11 protein-coding genes are annotated in these 17,612 nt (G+C 67.1%); 4 read left to right on the plus strand and 7 right to left on the minus strand.

The genetic code is table 11. From position 1 onward, the window contains the following. Positions 1-8: 8 nt before the first annotated feature. From ESB00_RS19005 to ESB00_RS19035, 7 genes are all read right to left on the minus strand, one after another. Entirely contained in the window at positions 9-1,817 is a 1,809-nt protein-coding gene (locus ESB00_RS19005; protein WP_129049802.1) for a hypothetical protein, read from the minus strand. A gap of 51 nt (positions 1,818-1,868) precedes the next feature. Beyond that, entirely contained in the window at positions 1,869-2,954 is a 1,086-nt protein-coding gene (locus ESB00_RS19010) for a Ca2+-dependent phosphoinositide-specific phospholipase C (RefSeq protein WP_129049804.1), read from the minus strand. After that, complete coding sequence (locus ESB00_RS19015; RefSeq protein WP_129049807.1) at positions 2,926-4,056, minus strand: acyltransferase family protein; 1,131 nt, start codon at positions 4,054-4,056, stop codon at positions 2,926-2,928. The genes ESB00_RS19010 and ESB00_RS19015 overlap by 29 nt, the downstream gene beginning before the upstream one ends. Before the next feature lie 108 nt (positions 4,057-4,164). Then, on the minus strand, positions 4,165-5,583 hold the full coding sequence (locus ESB00_RS19020; protein ID WP_129049809.1) for a sugar porter family MFS transporter: 1,419 nt from the start codon (positions 5,581-5,583) through the stop codon (positions 4,165-4,167). Between the two features lie 5 nt (positions 5,584-5,588). Then, a complete protein-coding gene (locus ESB00_RS19025; protein WP_129049810.1) occupies positions 5,589-8,648 on the minus strand; it encodes an alkaline phosphatase family protein in 3,060 nt (1,019 codons plus the stop codon). A 110-nt stretch (positions 8,649-8,758) separates the two neighbouring features. Then, positions 8,759-11,161, minus strand: a complete 2,403-nt coding sequence (locus ESB00_RS19030) for a TonB-dependent siderophore receptor (protein WP_129049812.1) — start codon at positions 11,159-11,161, stop codon at positions 8,759-8,761. Between the two features lie 189 nt (positions 11,162-11,350). After that, positions 11,351-13,744, minus strand: a complete 2,394-nt coding sequence (locus tag ESB00_RS19035; RefSeq protein WP_164976322.1) for a TonB-dependent siderophore receptor — start codon at positions 13,742-13,744, stop codon at positions 11,351-11,353. 129 nt (positions 13,745-13,873) lie between these two features. On the opposite strand from ESB00_RS19035, the gene ESB00_RS19040 reads away from it, so the two are divergent. The 4 genes from ESB00_RS19040 to ESB00_RS19055 are packed head-to-tail and all read left to right on the plus strand — an operon-like array spanning position 13,874 to position 17,593. Next, positions 13,874-14,905, plus strand: coding sequence for a LacI family DNA-binding transcriptional regulator (locus ESB00_RS19040; protein ID WP_164976323.1), 1,032 nt, complete (start codon positions 13,874-13,876; stop codon positions 14,903-14,905). A gap of 56 nt (positions 14,906-14,961) precedes the next feature. After that, positions 14,962-15,771, plus strand: a complete 810-nt coding sequence (locus ESB00_RS19045; RefSeq protein WP_129049817.1) for a DUF1295 domain-containing protein — start codon at positions 14,962-14,964, stop codon at positions 15,769-15,771. A gap of 56 nt (positions 15,772-15,827) precedes the next feature. Further along, complete coding sequence (locus ESB00_RS19050) at positions 15,828-16,847, plus strand: SAM-dependent methyltransferase (RefSeq protein WP_179954393.1); 1,020 nt, start codon at positions 15,828-15,830, stop codon at positions 16,845-16,847. Beyond that, a complete protein-coding gene (locus ESB00_RS19055) occupies positions 16,844-17,593 on the plus strand; it encodes a tetratricopeptide repeat protein (RefSeq protein WP_129049818.1) in 750 nt (249 codons plus the stop codon). The genes ESB00_RS19050 and ESB00_RS19055 overlap by 4 nt, the downstream gene beginning before the upstream one ends. Positions 17,594-17,612: the final 19 nt, after the last annotated feature.

Genomic DNA, 17,612 nt, shown 5'->3' on the forward strand with positions numbered 1-17,612 from the left:
GGAGCGTGTCACCGCAGCCGCAGCACATGCCGGAACGGTGTGACGCCCGTGAGATAGACGCGCTGTCCCTCGGCGCGCAGGCTGCCGTTCACCCACGTGTAATCTTCGCCCTCCATGCGGCCGGGCGGCTGCGTAAAGCACCCCGGGCCGAATTCGATCGTGTCGGGACCAACGGTAAACCGTCCGACGGCTTCCTTCAGCACAAACGCGCCGGTCGTATCGGCTGCCACTCGGCCGCCGCCTCCTCGGCGCAACCACGACGCGAGACGCGTGGCCGGGAGGTCGGCCAGCGGGGTCACCTGTTGCAGCTGCCCCTCGCCGGTGAAGGCCAGCTCCAGCGTCACTGGCACGCCGGGCTGGCCCGTCACGTTCAAGGTCAGCTCCCAGCCTCCTTCCTTTTCCGTCGCCAGGATTTCCGTTTCCACGGCACGCACCTGGCGCGGCCGGTGCGGAAAATCCAACTTACTGAAGAAACGTCCGTCAGCCGTGAGCGCGTAATTGCCGTCCGCGCGCCGATATTCCTCCGGCAACGGCTGGTAATACGCCACCTCGCGCCGCTCGTGCAGCCGCCAGGTTTCGCCGTTCTTCTCCAAACCTTGGCTGTAGAAAAAACCCGTGCCGAAAAAGGCCGGGGTCAACCGGAGCGCCACCTGCGCCGCGCCCTTGCGGAACGAGAAGAAGGTCGGGTTCATCGCCAGACCTGAGCCGACGCCGAGACCGGCGGCGTGGTCGCTGCCGCCGGAGATCGTCGCCGCATTCGTCCCGCGGCGGATGCGCCCGAGCGCGGTGGCCGGCAGATGCACGGCGAAATCCTCCGGTGGCGCCTCGGCCGCCGGCAGCGGCCCAGCCAGCGACCGGTCCAGCAGCAGGTGCGGCAGCGGCCAGTTGGGATCAAAGGCGCCGTTCACCAGCACCTCGGCAAAATCGCGCTCGATCCAGGCCGCGATCGCGGCGGCGCGGGCATCGCCCCGATGCACGGCCAGCCAGCGGGCGGGCAGGTAGTATTCCGCGATGGTGACCTTGGCGCCCGGACGCTGGTCCTGGCGCCGCGAGGCGAGGGTGACGATCTCGCCCGTCGGCTCCGTCAGCCACCAGGTGAGCGCAAGGTTGCGGCGCACATGTTCCACGAGATCCGGCCGGTTCACCGCCTCGGCCAGCGCCAGCAGGGCCGGGTTCACGACCTTGGCGCTGTAGGCCGGGCTCCGCTCGGCGTATTGGCCGTCCGCATCCTGATCAATCCCCTCGGCCAGCCAGGCGGCGATGCGTTCGCGGTAACGCGGATCGGGCTGCACGCGATCCGCCGCCGCCAGCGCGGCAGAGACGCCCCAGCGGTGGTTGGGCGTATGCACGCCGCCGGTCGCCACGCCGTCGGCCGCGGCCCGGATGAGCGTTCGCAACCGGTTCTGCACCGCCGCCGAGGCCGGGTCGCCGGTGCGTTCCAAAAGGGTCTGGGCCAGGGCCAGCGCCTCGAGCATGAACCCGGTGTCGGGCGGCGACTCAAGGTTGCCGACGTCGAAGAGGCCGCTTGGATGCTGCACGGCCGCCAGCTGCGCGGCGATCGCCTCCATTTCCGGCAGCAGGGTGGCATCGCGGTGAAAACGCGACAACGGCGCCGCATAACCGCAGGCATAAACGAGCAGGCGCACCGCTTCCCCGCGGGAACCGAAACCGCTGGCTTCCACCGGCACGGCGCGCGCCCGGGTAATCAGTTCGTCGTTTCCGGCCACGAGTCGCGGCAGGATCTCCTGCGCTGAGAGCCCGGACAGGGCGCAGCAGAGGAACACAACGAGCAGGCGATAGCGGGGTGGGAGCTTCACGGCAGGGGTGACCGTCGCCCCGAACCTGACCGCGTGGCCGAACCGTGACGATCAGTGCTCCGCTGAAGAGTTAGATTTTGCTTCACCCACCACCGGGTTCAGTCGGGCCGTGACTCCGCCGGGCAGGCGAACCGCGTAGTCCGAATAGCGCGGATCCGCCTCAGGGAAGTCCGTGCTGATGAAGTGCGCCCCGCTCGCCAATGCGCGCTCGCGGCGGGTGCCGTCGTCGGCGCGGGCCTCGCGCAGTTCCTCGTCGGCCCTCGTGCGCACGAGAAAGCCGCGGCGCACCAAGTCTTGGATGCGGGCGAAGTCACGCACCGGATCGTTGACCTTCATCCAGCCGGCCGCCGGGTGGTCCGGTGGGACGCTGACAAACAGCAGCCGGCCGCGCCCGTCCTGCTCCGGGCCAAGGTAGCGGTCACGCACCGCACCCTCGTTGTCCAAGGCGAAAAAGATTCGGCCGCGCACCGCTTCGAGCAGAGGCCAGCCGCGGGTCGCCAGCGCATCGCGGAGCGTCGGAGCTTCGCCACGCACGTCATCGGGAGTGAGGAGGTCCGTCGCAGCCAGCTCCGCTCGGATCGCGGCCTCAAGGGCGGCAAACTGGGCTGCATCCCACTCGCGCGGGGCGGGTAACGCCGCAAGCCGTTCCCGGAGCGTCGGATCATCGGGTGATCCCGGAAGCACCCGCCGGATCTTGAGTTCCAGCTGCACCAGCACGGGCACGTGCCGAGGGTGGGCCTGCGACCAAGTGCGGATTTCCCGCAAAGCGGCCCGGAGAGTCGGCACGTTGGAAACGTCGTCGAACACCGGGTGATGCAACACGGGAAAGTCGTGCCCGTCCTCCGAGGGATGAAGGTCGATCTCCAGCTGCCGCAGGCCGAGTCGTGAAAGCTGTTCGGTGAGGGCAACGTGGCTGTAGCCGGTCGCCAGCGCCGCGAGCGACGGGGCGCCTTGGCGGACAAATTCGCTCTGCCGCCAGGCCGTGGCCTCGGCCGGTGGTTCGCGGTGATAGGAATTGTGCGTGCCGACCACCTGGACCTGGTTCAGCCGCAGACCCGGCGTGGCGTCCGTCTCCAGGTCGGACGCCGTGAGACCCGCCGCGAGCAGGCTAAAGGCGAAGAAAGATTTTGCGCGCATGGAGCCAGCCGCACAGCGCCGTGCAAAGAGCGATGCTGGTGAGGGCCAGCACCAGGCCGGACAAGCCGGTCCACACCCCGTCCAGCGCCGCCGCGACGGGCCCGCCGACGAAAAAGGCCGAGACCTTCCGGAAATCCACCAGGTGGCTGACGAGGTAAATCAACAGCGCGTTGCTGCCGATCCAAACGAACGGGGTGGCCCAGCGCGTGATCTTGCGCAGATCCATCAGCCAATAGAAAGCCGCGAGCAGCAGCAGACACCAGCCGCCACCCACCACCGCGTAGGACGAAGTCCAGATCCGCTTGATGAGTGGGAACTGCAGGCTCCACCCATAGCCGAACACGAGACAGACGAAGCCCGCGAGGACCAGGCCGCGAATCTTCGCCGCAGGCACTGGCGCAGGATTCTGCAACCAGCGACCGGCAAACAGGCCGAACAGCGCCGACGCGATCGCGGGCAGTGTGCTCAGCAGTCCCTCAGGATCGTAGTCGCCATACCAGACCTTGCCCGGAAGCCAGTGCGCGTCCACCCAGTTGGCCCAGTTGTGGCCGCGGGAAAAATCGCCGGCCCCGCCGCCCGGCACCGGCACGAAGGTCAGCAGCGCCCAATAGCCGAGCAGCAGCGCGCCGCCCACCGCCGCGATCGTGCGCGGCCGGCAATACAGGTGCAGGAGCGAAGCGGCGACATAGCCAACCGCCAGGCGTTGCAAGACGCCGACCCAACGCACCTGGTCCCAGCCGTTGGCGAAGCCACCATAGTAGAGCACGCCGAGCCCATACATGAGCGCGCCGCGCCGCAGCACGCGATTCAAGGCGGCGGACCGGCCCTCGCGCGTCACAATTCGGTCAAGTGACAGCGGCACCGCCGCGCCCAGCACAAAAAGGAAAAGTGGGAAAACCAGGTCGTAGAACGTGAACCCCGCCCAGTCGGCGTGCCCGAGCTGGTGGCCCAGAAACTTGCTCACCGCCCCGCCGTCGAGCCCGCGAAACGCCGCCGCGAGGTAGTCCGCGCCGACGATCCAGAACATCGTGAACCCCCGCAACGCATCGATCGACCCGAGGCGCGGCTCGGGGGGCAGGACCGGTGGATTGGAAGGATTCAAGGGAAGAGTTTATTAACCACTAATGGCCACTGATACCTCTCTCATCCGATCCGGGGCCACCCATAGTTCGGCATTAGTGATCCATTAGTGTGGATTAGTGGTGAAAGCTCAGGAGGCCTTGGTGGCGAACTCCGCCTCGATCTCCTCCAGCGTGCGGCCCTTGGTTTCCGGCAGCCAGAACGCCGCCACGAGGAAATAGCCGACGGTGCAGACCGCCCAGAAGGCGAACATCGCGGCGTAGCCGTGGCTCTTCACCACCGGCAGGAACATGGCCGCGATGGCGGTCGAGATGCCCTGGTTCACCAGCAGGCCGATGCCCATGCCGAGCGAGCGGATGCGCGTCGGCATCAGCTCCGACAGCGCCAGCCACACGCACACGCCCGGGCCGGTGGCGAAACCCGCGACGAACAGCATGAGGCAACCCGTGACAATCTTTGCGGTGCCCGGACCGGCCGCGAGTGCGCCACCCTGGATGCGCCAGAACACGACCGCGCTGACCACCAGCGCGAGCGCGATGGCGCCGGTGCCGAGCTTGAGCAGGGCCTTGCGGCCGAGTTTGTCCACCAGCACAAGACCGACGACGGTGAAGATGACGTTGACCGCCGTGACCGCCGTGGCCTGACCGGCGGCGGCGGTCGCGTCGAGTCCCGACTCCTGGAGGATCACCACCACAAACTGGAGAATCGAATTGATACCCGTGGTCTGGGTGAGCCCCAGCACCGTGCAGGTCAGCAGGAACGGCACGAGGTAGCGCCGCTGCCAGAGGCTGCCCTGGGCCGCCGGCGAGCCGTTGGCCGCCGGAGCCAGCGAGGCGCGCATCTCGACGAATTCATTCTCGGCCTCCGCCTCCGGCCGCGAGCGGGCGAGCGCCGCGCGGGCTGCTTCCGCCCGGCCGCGGCGCAGGAGCCAGCGGGGTGATTCTGTCACCAGCAATGAGCCGGCGAGAAAAATGATGCCGGGCCAGAGCGCCGAGAGGAACATCGCGCGCCAGGCGGAATCCTGCGCGCTCTTCAGCGCCACCGCATCGGCGGTCGCCGCCAGGGTCTCGACCCCGGCGGTGTAGTGCCGGCCCGCCGCCATGGCGACGAGGATGCCGATGGTGAGGAACAACTGGAACGCTGCCGTGCCGCGTCCGCGGATCGCCGCGGGCAGCGATTCGGCGAGGTAAAGCGGGATGACCACCGCAATCATGCCGGCACTGAGGCCCTGTAGCGTGCGACCGGCAAAGAGGGCGCCGAAGCCTTGCGCCACGACAATGAGGACCACGCTGACGAGAAACACGACGGCGGCGGCCACCATCAGGCGCTTGCGGCCGATGAAGTCAGCCAGCGCGCCCGCCGCCAGCGACGACACGGTGCCGCCGGCGAGCACGGCGGCGACAATGAGCGATTCCTGCGTGACGCTCAGCGTGATCGTCTTGTTCAGGTAGAGCAGCGCGGCGCCGATGATGCCGATGTCGTAGCCGTAGAGAAAGCCACCCATGCCGGAGATGAAGAGCAGCAGGGCGGTGTAGCGTCCGGGAGTCATGGGGATCAGAAAAGCGGAGTGGCGTGGGCCGCGGGGGGCGGCGGCACACCCAATTGCCGCGCCAGGGTCGGCGCAATGGCATCGGAACCTATGCGTTCGACGGCGCGGCCCGGGGAGACACCCGCACCATACCAGATGAGCGGGATGTGCGAATCGTAGTCGTAGGGCGTGCCATGGTTCGTGCCGTTGGGGGACCGGTCCACGATGTAGCGGCGTGGGGACAACACCACGTCCTGACTGCGCTCGACGTTGAAGCTCAGGCGCCAGGCGGCGAGTGCCTCGCCCGCGGTGAGCGCCGGGTTCAGCAGTTCGTCACGCGTCCAGACGATCGCCATCTGGGGCGAGGTCAGCAGCGCCTGCTTCAAGACTTGCTGGGCGGCGGAAGACGTCACGCCCCGGGCGGTGAGCGTGGCCGGGATGAGCCGGTAGCCGTAGCTGTCGCGCACCGTCCACGCCGCCCCGTCGGCGGGAGCGCCAAAGGCGGAGGTGAGCGCCGTTTCGACGGTTTGGTTCAGGACCGGCCAGTCGATGCGGCCGCCGCCGCTGCGCTCGGGCAGCGGCGCGACGCCATGATCGGCCGAGAGCACGGCGGTCCACCGCCCGGGTCCGACTTCGGCATCGAGGCAGGTCAGCAGTTCCGCGAGCGCGCGGTCGAGCCGCAGCACGGAATCCATGATCTCATGGCTGTCGGGCCCGAAGGAGTGTCCGCAGTAGTCGAGCTGGGAAAAGGCCACGCACAGCAGGTCGGGCGCGGCGCGACGGCCGAGTTTTTCGGCGCGCACGGCTTCCTGCGCGAGCCGGCTGAGCACCTCAGAACCGTGCGGATCAACACGGTAGGCGTTGTGAAACTCCGCATCGAGGGACGGGCGGCCGCCGTCTAATTTCCGCGGGAAGGTGACGCCGAGTCCGTGCCGCGCCTGCTCGCCGGGCATGTCATCGGGGCCCTGGACCCGGTCGTAGAATTCCCGGGGCAGCAACCGGTCCCACGTCTGCCCGTAGCGCGAGTTGATCGGGTTCGTGGCGTTGAATGCCTCCACCCAGGCCGGCAGCGTCGGGCGGTAATAGCGCGAAGTGACGATCCGGCCGAGATGCATCCAATAAACCGCGTCGGCCCGGCGGCCGCTGAGGAAAATCCCGCCGCGATCCTTGTTGGCGAGGCCGATCACCCGGGTGTCGTCGCCGAACGCCGCCTTGAGCTGGTCGCCCACCGTCGCCGCCAGCAGACGCGCCGGCGAGGCGGTCGGATCGGTGTCGGCCACCCCGCCGGGCAGACGAACCGGCGAGTCGGGCGCCCCGACGAGGGGTGCCGCGGGATCGGCCACCGAGCTGACCACCTGGCCGGCGGCCGGATCGAACCATTCGTTGGCAATGATGCCGTGGACACTGGCCGACACCCCCGTGAGCAGCGTCGAGTGCCCGGGGGCGGTGGCCGTCATGGCGTGACGGTGATGCGCGTCCGCATACACCGCGCCCCCTTCCAGCAGACGCTTGAAGCCGCCCTCAACGAACCAGGGACGGAAACGCTCCAGATAATCGGCGCGCATCTGGTCCACGGCGATGACCACGGCCAGGCGCGGCGCCACGCGGAAAACCACGCGCGAGGCGTCCCGATAGTTCACCACCAACAGGCCGCCCTCGGAGCTGACGGAGAAATCCTTCGCGTCGGTCTCAACCGTCAGACTCAGGCCCGGCAGTTGCCACGCATCGCGGCCGAGCCGGCTGAGCTGCGCGCCCGGGGCACTGACGTGAAAGGTGAAAGCACCCGGAGCGGCGGCGGTGACCGTGAGCCGGCCCGGCGTCGCCTCGGCGTCGGCCGGCGGCGTGGCGAAGAGCCTCACCCAGCCGACGTCGTCGCCGGGGGTGCGCCAGTGGATCGTGGCCGGATGAAACTGACCGATACCGGGCACGACCCCAAGCGTGCGACCGGTGATTTCACCGCCGATCATGACGTCGGACGACAACCAGGCCGTGGCGGTCCGCATGGCGGTGATCGGACGGCGGAGCAGGCGTTCGCCGCGAAAGGCGGTGAAATGCTCCATCACCTCGGCGGGCACCTGAGCCCCGAGTGCGACATAGGCCGGCGTGCACAGGAAGTCGTGGGCGTGGCCCATCGGTTTGGTCGGATCGGGCAACGGCGTGAACTCAGCCGGCAGCACCAGGCCCATCCACACGCCGGTGAGCGAGGCGTAGCGGCGCAGGTCCATGCCGTAGGCGCGGTCATAGGGCCCGGCCAGATTCCGCAGGCCCGCGTGGTAGAACCGCGCGACATCGCGCCAGAGCCCGGCCTCGAGTTTCGCGCCGAGTTCGCGGATGCGCTCCGTGGCCCCGTAGCGGCGCATGAGCGCAAGTCCGTAGAAGTCCACGCCGTAGTAGGTGGGCGAGTTGTATTCCTCAAAGGTCTCGTGCACCGCGAAGGCGGCGGCGACCTCCTCCGCCCAGCGCTCGCCGCCGGTCACCCAGTCGGGCCGGTGGAACCGGGCGCCGGCCCAGCTCCAGAGGAAACCGTGCATGAGCTTGATGTTGGTGTGATAGGGTTCTTCGCGTCCCTGCGTGAGCTCACCCTCGACGGCGAGGCGGATCGCGGCCTCCAGCCGCGGGACCAGCCCGGAGGGCAGGCGGTCGGGAAACTGCTCGAGCATCAACGCAAACGTGGTGCCGATGAAATGGCGCCAGTTGGGATCAAAGTCCTGCCAGAGTTTCGCGCCGGGACCGGGGACGGGCTCGTTCAGGAAGCGGAGGAAGGTGCCGTGCCAGCGCTGCCCCGGCACGTCCAGCTGGCGCGCAAGCACCGTCTCGATGATGCGCACGGCGCGCGCGCGGTCACCGGGCGCGTCGCGCTGGAGCAGGCCGAGCGCATACCAGGTGCTTTCGCGGGTGCGGTGCAGACCGGTCTCGCCCGGCGCGGGTGAGCGGGCCAGACCCGCGGCTTCGTCCCAAAAGGTGTCGCCGAAGGCCGTGGCGGCGAACAGCAGTTCGCGCGGGCGGTCCGCCGGCGCAGCCGGGGCCGTCAGCACGGGCGCGAGAAACAGGAGGAGCAGGCACCAGCAGGAACGCAGCGGGGACATGGGGTTCTGGGAGGGAGTCAGACAGGATTGGTGATGCGGGGCGATGCCAAGAAAACGGCCCGCCGGGAACGCCGGCGGGCCGCGTAAACCAAACCCAAGCCAAGCAAAAGTTAGAAGCGGGTCGAGAGGCTCAGGTAGATGGTCCGCTTCTGGCCGAAGTAACCGTCGCTGCCCTCGCGATACAGCTTGTCGGTGAGGTTCTTCACGTTGAGCTGCGCCTTGTAGGTGCGGTCACCGGCCTTGAACTTGTAGGAGGCCATCACGTCGAACACGGTGAAGGCGGGGATCTGCACGATGTTGTTGGGATCTTGCGAGAGGTTGGTGCCGTCGTTGTGACGCACGCCACCGGCCAGCGTCAGGCCGGCCAGCGGGCCGTCGGTGAAGCTGTAGCGGTTCCACACGTTGTAGGTGTTCTCGGGGATGCCACCGAAGCGGCGGCCGATGAAGGTCGCATTGTTCGACTTGGTGGTCTCGGCCTCGATGCTGTTGGCCCAGCCGAAGATCAGGCTGTAGTTGTCGGTCGGCGTCCAGTTGAGCTCGAACTCGAGGCCCTTGCTCGCCTCGGCGTTGCCGAAGATGTAATAGGGCGAGCGACCGGCGGCGAGTTCGCGGGCGGTGTCGCGGTAAGCGAGGTTGTCGCGCTCGATGTCGTAGTAGGCGATGGTGCTGGTGAGACGGCCCGCGAGCAGGTCGGCCTTCAGCCCGAAGTCCAGGCTCTGGCTCTCGACCGGCAGGGAGGGCACGCCGTCGGCATCCAGCTGGAAGTTCGGCTCGATCGACTCGCTGTAGGTGGTGAACAGGGCCAGCGCGGGCGTCACCTTGAAGAGCGCGCCATACTGCGGCGTCCACGCACCCTTCGCGCCGATGACGTCAAAGGTGGCGAGGCCGCCGTTGGCCGCGCTCTGGCTGGAGTTGGAGACCGGCTTGTCGTAGGTGATCTTGCCGGTGAACTTGTTGTAGCGGGCGCCGGCGAGCACGTAGAGGCGGTCGTCAAAGAACTGGGCCTGGTCCACGATGAAGTAGCCGGCGTTGTTCTCGGTGCGCTTGCGGGTGATGCTGAAGGTCTGGCCGCTGGCGGCGAAGACGCTCTCCACGCTGGCCGGGGTGCTGCCACCCGGGAAATAATAGGTGACATACTGGTTCGGCACGCCGGTCTTGGTCGAGTTGCCGGGGGAGTCGTTGTAGGTCTTCACCGTGGCGCTGGCGTCGTTGTAGAAGCCCGGGCGGGTGAAGATCACGCGCTGGTATTCCTGACCGAACTGCACGGTGTGCTTCGTTTTGCCGAGGTCGAAGCGCCAGGTCAGCTTGTTGTCCACGTTGTAGGAGTCGCGGACGTTGATGAAGCTCTCGGTGCGGAAGCGCAGGGAGCCGTCGGCATAGGGACGCACGTCGCCGTCGGAGGGCTGCAGGCCGGAGGTGTTGTCGAAGCCGTAGTTGAGCGAGGTCTGCCAGACCAGGTTTTCGTTGATCTTGAGCAGATAATCGAGATCGACGGTCTCCGAGCGCTGCACCTGCCAGGCATCGCGGGCGAGGGTGGTCTGGTAGCCGTAAGGCGCGAACATGTCGTAGAGCGGGTAGAAGTTCGCGGCGCCAACGGTGCCGGAAAATCCGAGCGTCGTCAGGTAGGCGCGGTTGGTGGAGTCGGCGGTGGTGGTCTGGCGGTTGATGCCGGCCTGCGCGGCGATCGCGCCGGCGACGCCGTAAACCTTGGAGTTCGCGAGCGCGCGGAAGGGATAGGCGCTGTTGTAGAAGACCTGGCGGTCGATGGTCTCCACATCGAAGCTGAACTGCTGGTTCGCCGTGGGCTTCCAGATGGCCGAGGCGCCGAAATAAATCTCGTCCTTGTAGTCGAAGGGGCGTTCGCCGCCCGCATCGATCATGCCGGCGCCGACCCGGACCGCGAGTTTGTCGCTGAGCACCTGGTTGGTGAAGAACTCGCCCTGGTAGTGGCTCTCGGTGCCGGCGGTGACCTTCACATCGGTGAAGTTGCCGGAGAACTCGGGCTTGGCGGTCACGTTGTTCACGATGCCGCCCGGACGCACGGCGCCGAAGAAGATGGCGGCCGGACCCTTGATGACCTCGATGCGGTCCATGTTCCAGGTCGTCATCAGCTGGCGGCGATACTGGCCGTTGCGGTAGGAGATCAGGCCGCCGAAGCCGCGGATCGTGACGGCGGACTCGCTGCGGGGGTTGGTGAGCACCCCGGGGACAAAGTTCAGCGCCTCGCGCATCTCGAACTGGCCGGCATCCTGCATCAGCTCGCCCGTGACGACGCTGATGGCCAGCGGCGTGTCGGCGATCTTGGTGCCGATGCCCGTGGCGGTGATGGCATTGGTGGCGCGGTAGCCCTCGGCCTTGCTCGAGGTGACGACGAAGCTGTCGAGGGTGAGGATTTCGGAATCGGCCGGAGCGGCCGCGGATTTGCTTTCCGCAGCGGTCTGCGCAAAAAGGCCGGTGGCGGCCGTGGCCAGGAGACTGGCATGAAGCAGGCGGATGAGAGCGATGGTTCTCATGGGGGGTTAGGGGCGGGGGGATGGGGACGGCGCGCCCGGTGGTGAACCAGGCAGCAGGGATTCTGCGTCCCGATGTAATTTCACCCGTGATGGCCGGCGAAGGGTTCTTGGTCTAACCGTTAGGAAAAGTCACAAAAAAAGGCCCGCCGGCAACCAGGCCGGCGGGCCGCAAACAGACCCGGCCCCCGATCAGTAGCGGGTCGAGAGGCTGAAGTAGATGGTGCGGGCGGGGGCGAAGTAGCCGTCGGCACCCTCGCGGTAACGCTCATCGGTGAGGTTTTTCACGTTGAGCTGGGCCTTCACGTTCCGGTCACCAAGCTTCAGGTTGTAGGAGGCCATCGCGTTGTAGGTGGTGAACGCGGGGAGCCAGACGCGGATGTTCGGATCCTGCGAGAGGTTGGTGCCATCGTTGTGCTGGAAACCGAAGCCGAGGGAGAGGCCTTTGACCGGGCCCTCCGTGAACGTGTAGCGGTTCCAGAGGTTGTAGGTGTTCTCCGGCTGGGCGCCGAAGCGGCGGCCGACAAAGAGCGCGTTGTTCGACTTGGTCGTCTCGGCGCGCGTGGTGCGTGCCCAGCCGGCGATGAGGGTGTAGTTGTTGTTCGGCGTCCAGTTGGTCTCGAGCTCGAAGCCCTCGCTCGCCTCCGAATTGCCGAAGATGTAGTAGGGCGACTTGCCGGTGGCGATCTGCTTGGCCGTGTCGGTGTAGGCGAGGTTCGCCCGGTCGATGGTGTAGTAGGCGAGCGTCGAGGTCAGGCGACCGTCGTAGAAATCGGCCTTCAGGCCGAAATCCAGCGCCTCGCTCTCAATGGGCTCGGAGGCGTTGCCGTCGGCGTCGATGGCGAGGTTGGGCTCAATGGACTCGCTGTAGGTCGCGAAGACGCCGAGCTGCGGGAGCAGCTTGAACACAAAGCCGCCCTGCGGCGTGATGCCGCCCTTGCCCTTGCCGATGTCGTAGTTGGCCAGGCCGCCGTTCTTCGCGCTCTGGCTGGAGTTGGAGACGGGCTTGTCGAACTTGGTCCGGTTGGTGAACGAGTTGTAGCGGGCCCCGGCGAGGACCAGCAGGCGATCGTCGAAGAACTTGGCCTGGTCCGCGATGAAGTAGCCATACAGCGCGTCGTAGCTCTTGCGGTCGATGTTGAAGGTCTGGCCGCTCTCATTGAAGACCTGCACGATGCTCACCGGCGTGGAGCCGCCCGGGAAGAAGTAGGTCACGTATTTGTTCGGCACACCCGAGACCGTGCTGTTGCCGGGCGAGTTGTTGTAGGACTGGTTGACCGGATTCAGGTAACCCGGACGGTCGAAGCGCACGCGCTGGTATTCCTGGCCGATCTGCAGGGTGTGCTTCGTCGGGCCGAGGTCGAAGCGCCAGGTCAGCTTGTTGTCCACGTTGTAGGAATCACGGATGTTGATGAAGAACTCCGTGCGGAACCGGACCGAGCCGTCGGCGTAGGGACGGGTGTCACCGTCGGAGGGCTGCAGGCCCGAGGTGTTGTCGAAGGCGTAGTTGAGCGAAGTCTGCCAGACGAGGTTCTCGTTGATCTTGGCCAGATACTCGAGATCCACGGTGTAGGACCGCTGGACCTGCCGCGCGTCGTTGCTCAGCGAGGTGCCGTAGTCGATCGGCGCAAACATGTCGTAGAGCGGGTAGAAGTTCGCCGCGGTCGCGGTGCCGGAATAGCCGAGCGTCGTGAGATACGCGCGGTTGGCCGAGTCCGCGGTCGTGGACAGCCGGTTGATGCCGGCCTGCGCGGCGAGCGCGCCGGGCTGCAGGTAAACCTTGGAGTTCACCAGCGAGCGCACGGGGTAGGAACTGAGGTAGAAGCGGTCGCGGTCGATCTTTTCCAGATCGACGCTGATCTGCTGGTTGGGCGTGGGCCGGTAGATGGCGGAAATGCCGGCGTAGAGCTCGTTGAGATATTCAAAGTCCCGGCTGCCGCCGGTGTCGATGCCGCCGACCCCGACGCGGTAGGCGAACTTGTCGTTCACGACCTGGTTCGTGTAGACCTCGGCCTTGTAGTAGCTGTCGGTGCCGGCGCTGACCTTCACATCGGTGAAATTGCCGCTGAAGACAGGCTTGGATGTCACCGTGTTGATGATGCCACCGGGGCGGACAGCGCCGAAGAAGATGGCGGCCGGACCCTTGATGACCTCGACCTGGTCCATGTTCCAGGTCGTCATCAGCTGGCGGCGATACTGGCCGTTGCGATAGGCGATCAGGCCGGTGAAGCCGCGGATGACGGCGCGGGACTCGTTGACCGGGTTGGTCAACACGCCGGGCACCATGTTGAGCACTTCGCGCACCTCGTTCAGGCCGGTGTCTGAAATCAATTCCCCCGTGACGACGCTGATGGCGAGCGGGGTGTCGCCGATCTTGGTGCCGATGCCGGTGGCGGAGATGGCGTTGGTGGCGCGATAGCCTTCGGCCTTGCTGGAGGTGACGACGAAATCATCCAGCGTGATGACTTCGGAGTCCGCCGGCTTGGCCGCGGGACTGGAATCCTGGGTGGTCTGGGCAAAAAGGCCGGTGACGGCCACGGCCATGAGGCCGGAATGGAACAGGCGGATGAGAGCGGAAGTTCTCATGAGTGGGTTAGGGGCGTGGTGTTGGGGAAGGGGCATCCGGTAAGGGCACCGGACGCCGGGAAACTGGCCCTAGGTGCGATTTTTCCCTCGCGGAGGCGACGGGTTCGTTTTCTAACCGTTAAGAATCGCATGCCCAAGCCCCCGACGATTCGCAGTCTCGCGCTGCAACTTGGTCTCTCCGTCGCCACGGTCTCCGAGGCGTTGCGCAACAGCCCGCGCGTGCAGGAGAAAACCCGCCTGCGCGTGCAGCGCGCGGCCGACCAGGCGGGCTACCGGCCGAACCCGCTGCTCGGCGCCACGCTCTCGGCGTTGCGCCGCTCGCGCCACCAGGGCTTCAGCGGCGTGCTCGCGCTGGTGGACGTGAGCCCCGACGGCGGCACCGACCTCATGCTGTTCCACCGCGAGGTCGCGCGCGGCGCGGAGAAGCGCGCGCAGGAACTGGGATTCCGCACCGAGCTTTTCTGGGTCGGCCCCAAGGCGCCGGCGCTCTCGGTGGCCCGGCTCAACGGCGTGCTGCGCGCGCGCGGCATCCACGGTGTGATCTTCCTGCCCTTCGACCGCCGGCAGGATTTTGTGAACTTCGACCTCTCGCAGACGGCGGCCGTCGGCATGGACCACCGGCTGCTCAACCCGAGCCTGCACACGATCCAGCCCGACCACTACCTTTCGATGCGGCGGGCCCTGGAGATCCTCACGCAGCGCGGCTATCGGCGCATCGGCCTCTGCCTCGAGGCCCGCAAGGACGAGCGGGTGGATCACAAGTGGAGCTCGGGCTTCATCTCGTTTTATCGCGTCAGCGGCCACAAGCTCGAGGTGCCGCCGCTGATCGCCCCGAAGCTGGAACCGAAGGTATTCAGCGCCTGGTTCAAAAAACACGAGCCCGACCTCATCATCGGCCACGAGCAGGGCGTGGTGGACTGGCTGGCCGCGCAAAAACTCCGTGTGCCGGAGGACGTCGGTTTCTTCCGCATCAACGTCACCGAGCGCTCCAAACCCTGCGCCGGCCTCGACCTGCTGCCCCAGCAGCTGGGCGCCACGGCGGTGGAAACCGTGGTCGGCATGCTGCACCGCCGTGAACAGGGCTCGCCGCCCTGCCCCACCAGCATCTCGATTGACGCCGTCTTCGCGGACGGACCGACGCTCAAGCCCGCCGCGGGCTGACGGCGCCGGCGGCCGGATGCGTCCGGCGGCATGGTCCGGACGTAGTTTTGGCATCCATGTCCCCGCTGCCGCTCATCGCCCTTGCCCTCGCCGGCCTCTGCGTGCTCTTCGCGCTGCTCTGGCTGGTGTGCCGGCGGCTCGACAACTACGGTTTTGTGGACGTGGCCTGGGCCTACGCGTTCGCGCCGCTCGCCGTGTTTTATGCCTGGTTCGGGCCGGGTTGGTTCCTGCGGCGTTTCACGCTCGCGGCCATGGGCGTGCTGTGGAGCGTGCGGCTCGGTTCGCATCTGCTGAAACGCGTCGCGGCCCACCACCCCGTCGAGGACGGCCGCTACGTGCAGTTGCGCAAGGACTGGGCCGGCAACTTCGGCCCCAAGATGGCCGGTTTCTTCCAGCTGCAGGCCGCCTCCGTCGTGCTGCTCGGCCTGGCATTCCTGCTGCCGGTGTTCAACACGGCACCGCGCTTCCACCTGCTTGAAATCATCGGCGTGTGCCTGTGGTTTGTCGCGCTCTACGGTGAAGCCATCGCCGACGCCCAGCTCGCGGCCTTCAAGCGCAACCCGGCGAACAAGGGCCGCGTGTGTGACGTCGGCCTGTGGCGCCTCAGCCGGCATCCCAACTATTTCTTCGAGTGGCTCGTGTGGGTGGCCCTGTTCGTCTTCGCCCTCGCTTCGCCCCGCGGCTGGGTCGCGGTCATCGGACCGGCGAGCATCCTGTTTCTTCTCCTGCGCGTGACCGGCATCCCGCTCACCGAGGAGCAGGCCGTCCGCTCCAAGGGCGACGCCTACCGCCGCTACCAGCAAACCACCAGCGCCTTCATCCCATGGTTCCCGAAACAACCCGCCTCCGCCCTGACCGCCCGCTGACTTCTGCGCCCCGCCCCGGCGGTGAAGCTGTCCGGCCGGCGCAACCCGATTTGTCCATGATCGACCGCCTGCTGGAAAAAAACCTCCTGCCCGACTGGCTCATCCGCCTCGGCATCCGCCGGCTGCTGCGCCTGCGGCTGCGCGAGATCGCCCATCCCTCGCCGGAAATCCAGGTGGCGCAGTTTGCCGAGTCGCTGCGCGGGATGCCGATCGCGATCAACACCGCCGAATCCAAGGAGCAGCACTACGAGGTGCCGACCGCCTTCTACCAGCGTTGTCTCGGTCCGCGGTTGAAATACTCCTCCTGCTTCTATGAACGCGGCAGCGAGACGCTGGCGCAGGCCGAGGATCGCATGCTCGCCCTCACCTGCGAGCGCGCCCGGCTGGCCGACGGCCTCGACATCCTCGAACTCGGCTGCGGCTGGGGTTCGCTCACGCTCTGGATGGCGGAGCATTACCCCCGCGCCCGCATCATCGGCGTCTCCCACTCCCGCACCCAGCGCGAGCACATCATGGCGGAGGCGAAGCGGCGCCATCTCGGCAACGTCGAGATCATCACCTGCGACATGAACGACCTGGACCTGCTGCCCAGCGCCTTCGACCGCGTGGTCTCGGTCGAGATGTTCGAGCACATGAAGAACTGGCCGCGCCTCCTGGGAAACGTCGCGCGCTGGCTGCGCGCGGAGGGATTCTTCTTCGCCCACGTCTTCACCCACGCCCGCTTCTGCTACCACTTCGAGGTCCGCGACGAGACCGACTGGATGAGCCGGTATTTCTTCACCGGCGGCCTGATGCCCGCACACGCGCTGTTCCCGCAGTTTCAGGACGACCTCCAGCTCGTGCAGGACTGGAAGGTCAACGGCCGCCACTACGCCCAGACCGCCGAGCACTGGCTGCGGAACATGGACGCACACCGCGCCGAGATCATGCCGCTCTTCGAGCAGACCTACGGCGTGCAACACGCCACCAAGTGGTGGGCTTACTGGCGGGTGTTCTACCTCGCCTGCGCCGAGCTGTGGTGGTTCCGCGACGGCGAGGAATGGCACGTCAGCCACTACCTGTTCCGCAAGCCATGAAGCTCCTCCGGGCCGGACTGCTGGGATCCCTGCTGGCGGCCACCGTGGCGGCTGCCGACGTGGACGCCCTGCTCCGCGAGGCGCAGGCCGCCGAGGCGCGGCTCGATTCGCGCCGCGCCCTCGAGCTGTTCCTGCAGGCTGACGCCGCCAAACCGGACGACGCGTTCATCCTGCAGAAAATCGCGCGGCAATATTCGGACCTCACCACCGAGCAGGCCGCGGTGGAGGAAAAGAAGCGTTACGCCCAGACCGCGCTCGACTACGCGCTGCGCGCTGTCGCCCGGGACCCGCAAAACCCGGTGAACGTGCTCTCGCTCGCCGTCTGCCACGGCAAGCTCGCCGTTTACAGCGACACCCGCACGAAGGTCCGCTACTCGCGGCTCGTAAAGGAAGAGGCCGAGCGCGCACTCACGCTCGATCCGAACTACGCCTGGGCGCACCACATTTTGGGCCGCTGGCACCACGAGGTCGCCTCCCTCGGAGTCACCGCGCGCTGGGCCGTGCGCCTGTTCTACGGCGGTCTGCCCGACGCGTCGCCCGAGGAGGCCATCCGGCATTTGGAACGGGCCGTCGAACTCGAGCCCGGTGAACTCAACCATCACCTTGAGCTCGGCTTCGCCTACGCTGCCGCCAAGCGGCAATCCGACGCCGAGAGGGCCTGGCAGCGCGGTCTCGCCATGCCCGACCGCGGCCGCCACGACACCGCGGCCAAACAGCGCGTGCGCAACGCCCTGGAACCCCTCTAGCCCTGAATCCCTGCGGCCC

Origin of the sequence: Oleiharenicola lentus (genome assembly GCF_004118375.1) — a bacterium.
GTDB lineage: Bacteria > Verrucomicrobiota > Verrucomicrobiia > Opitutales > Opitutaceae > Lacunisphaera > Lacunisphaera lenta.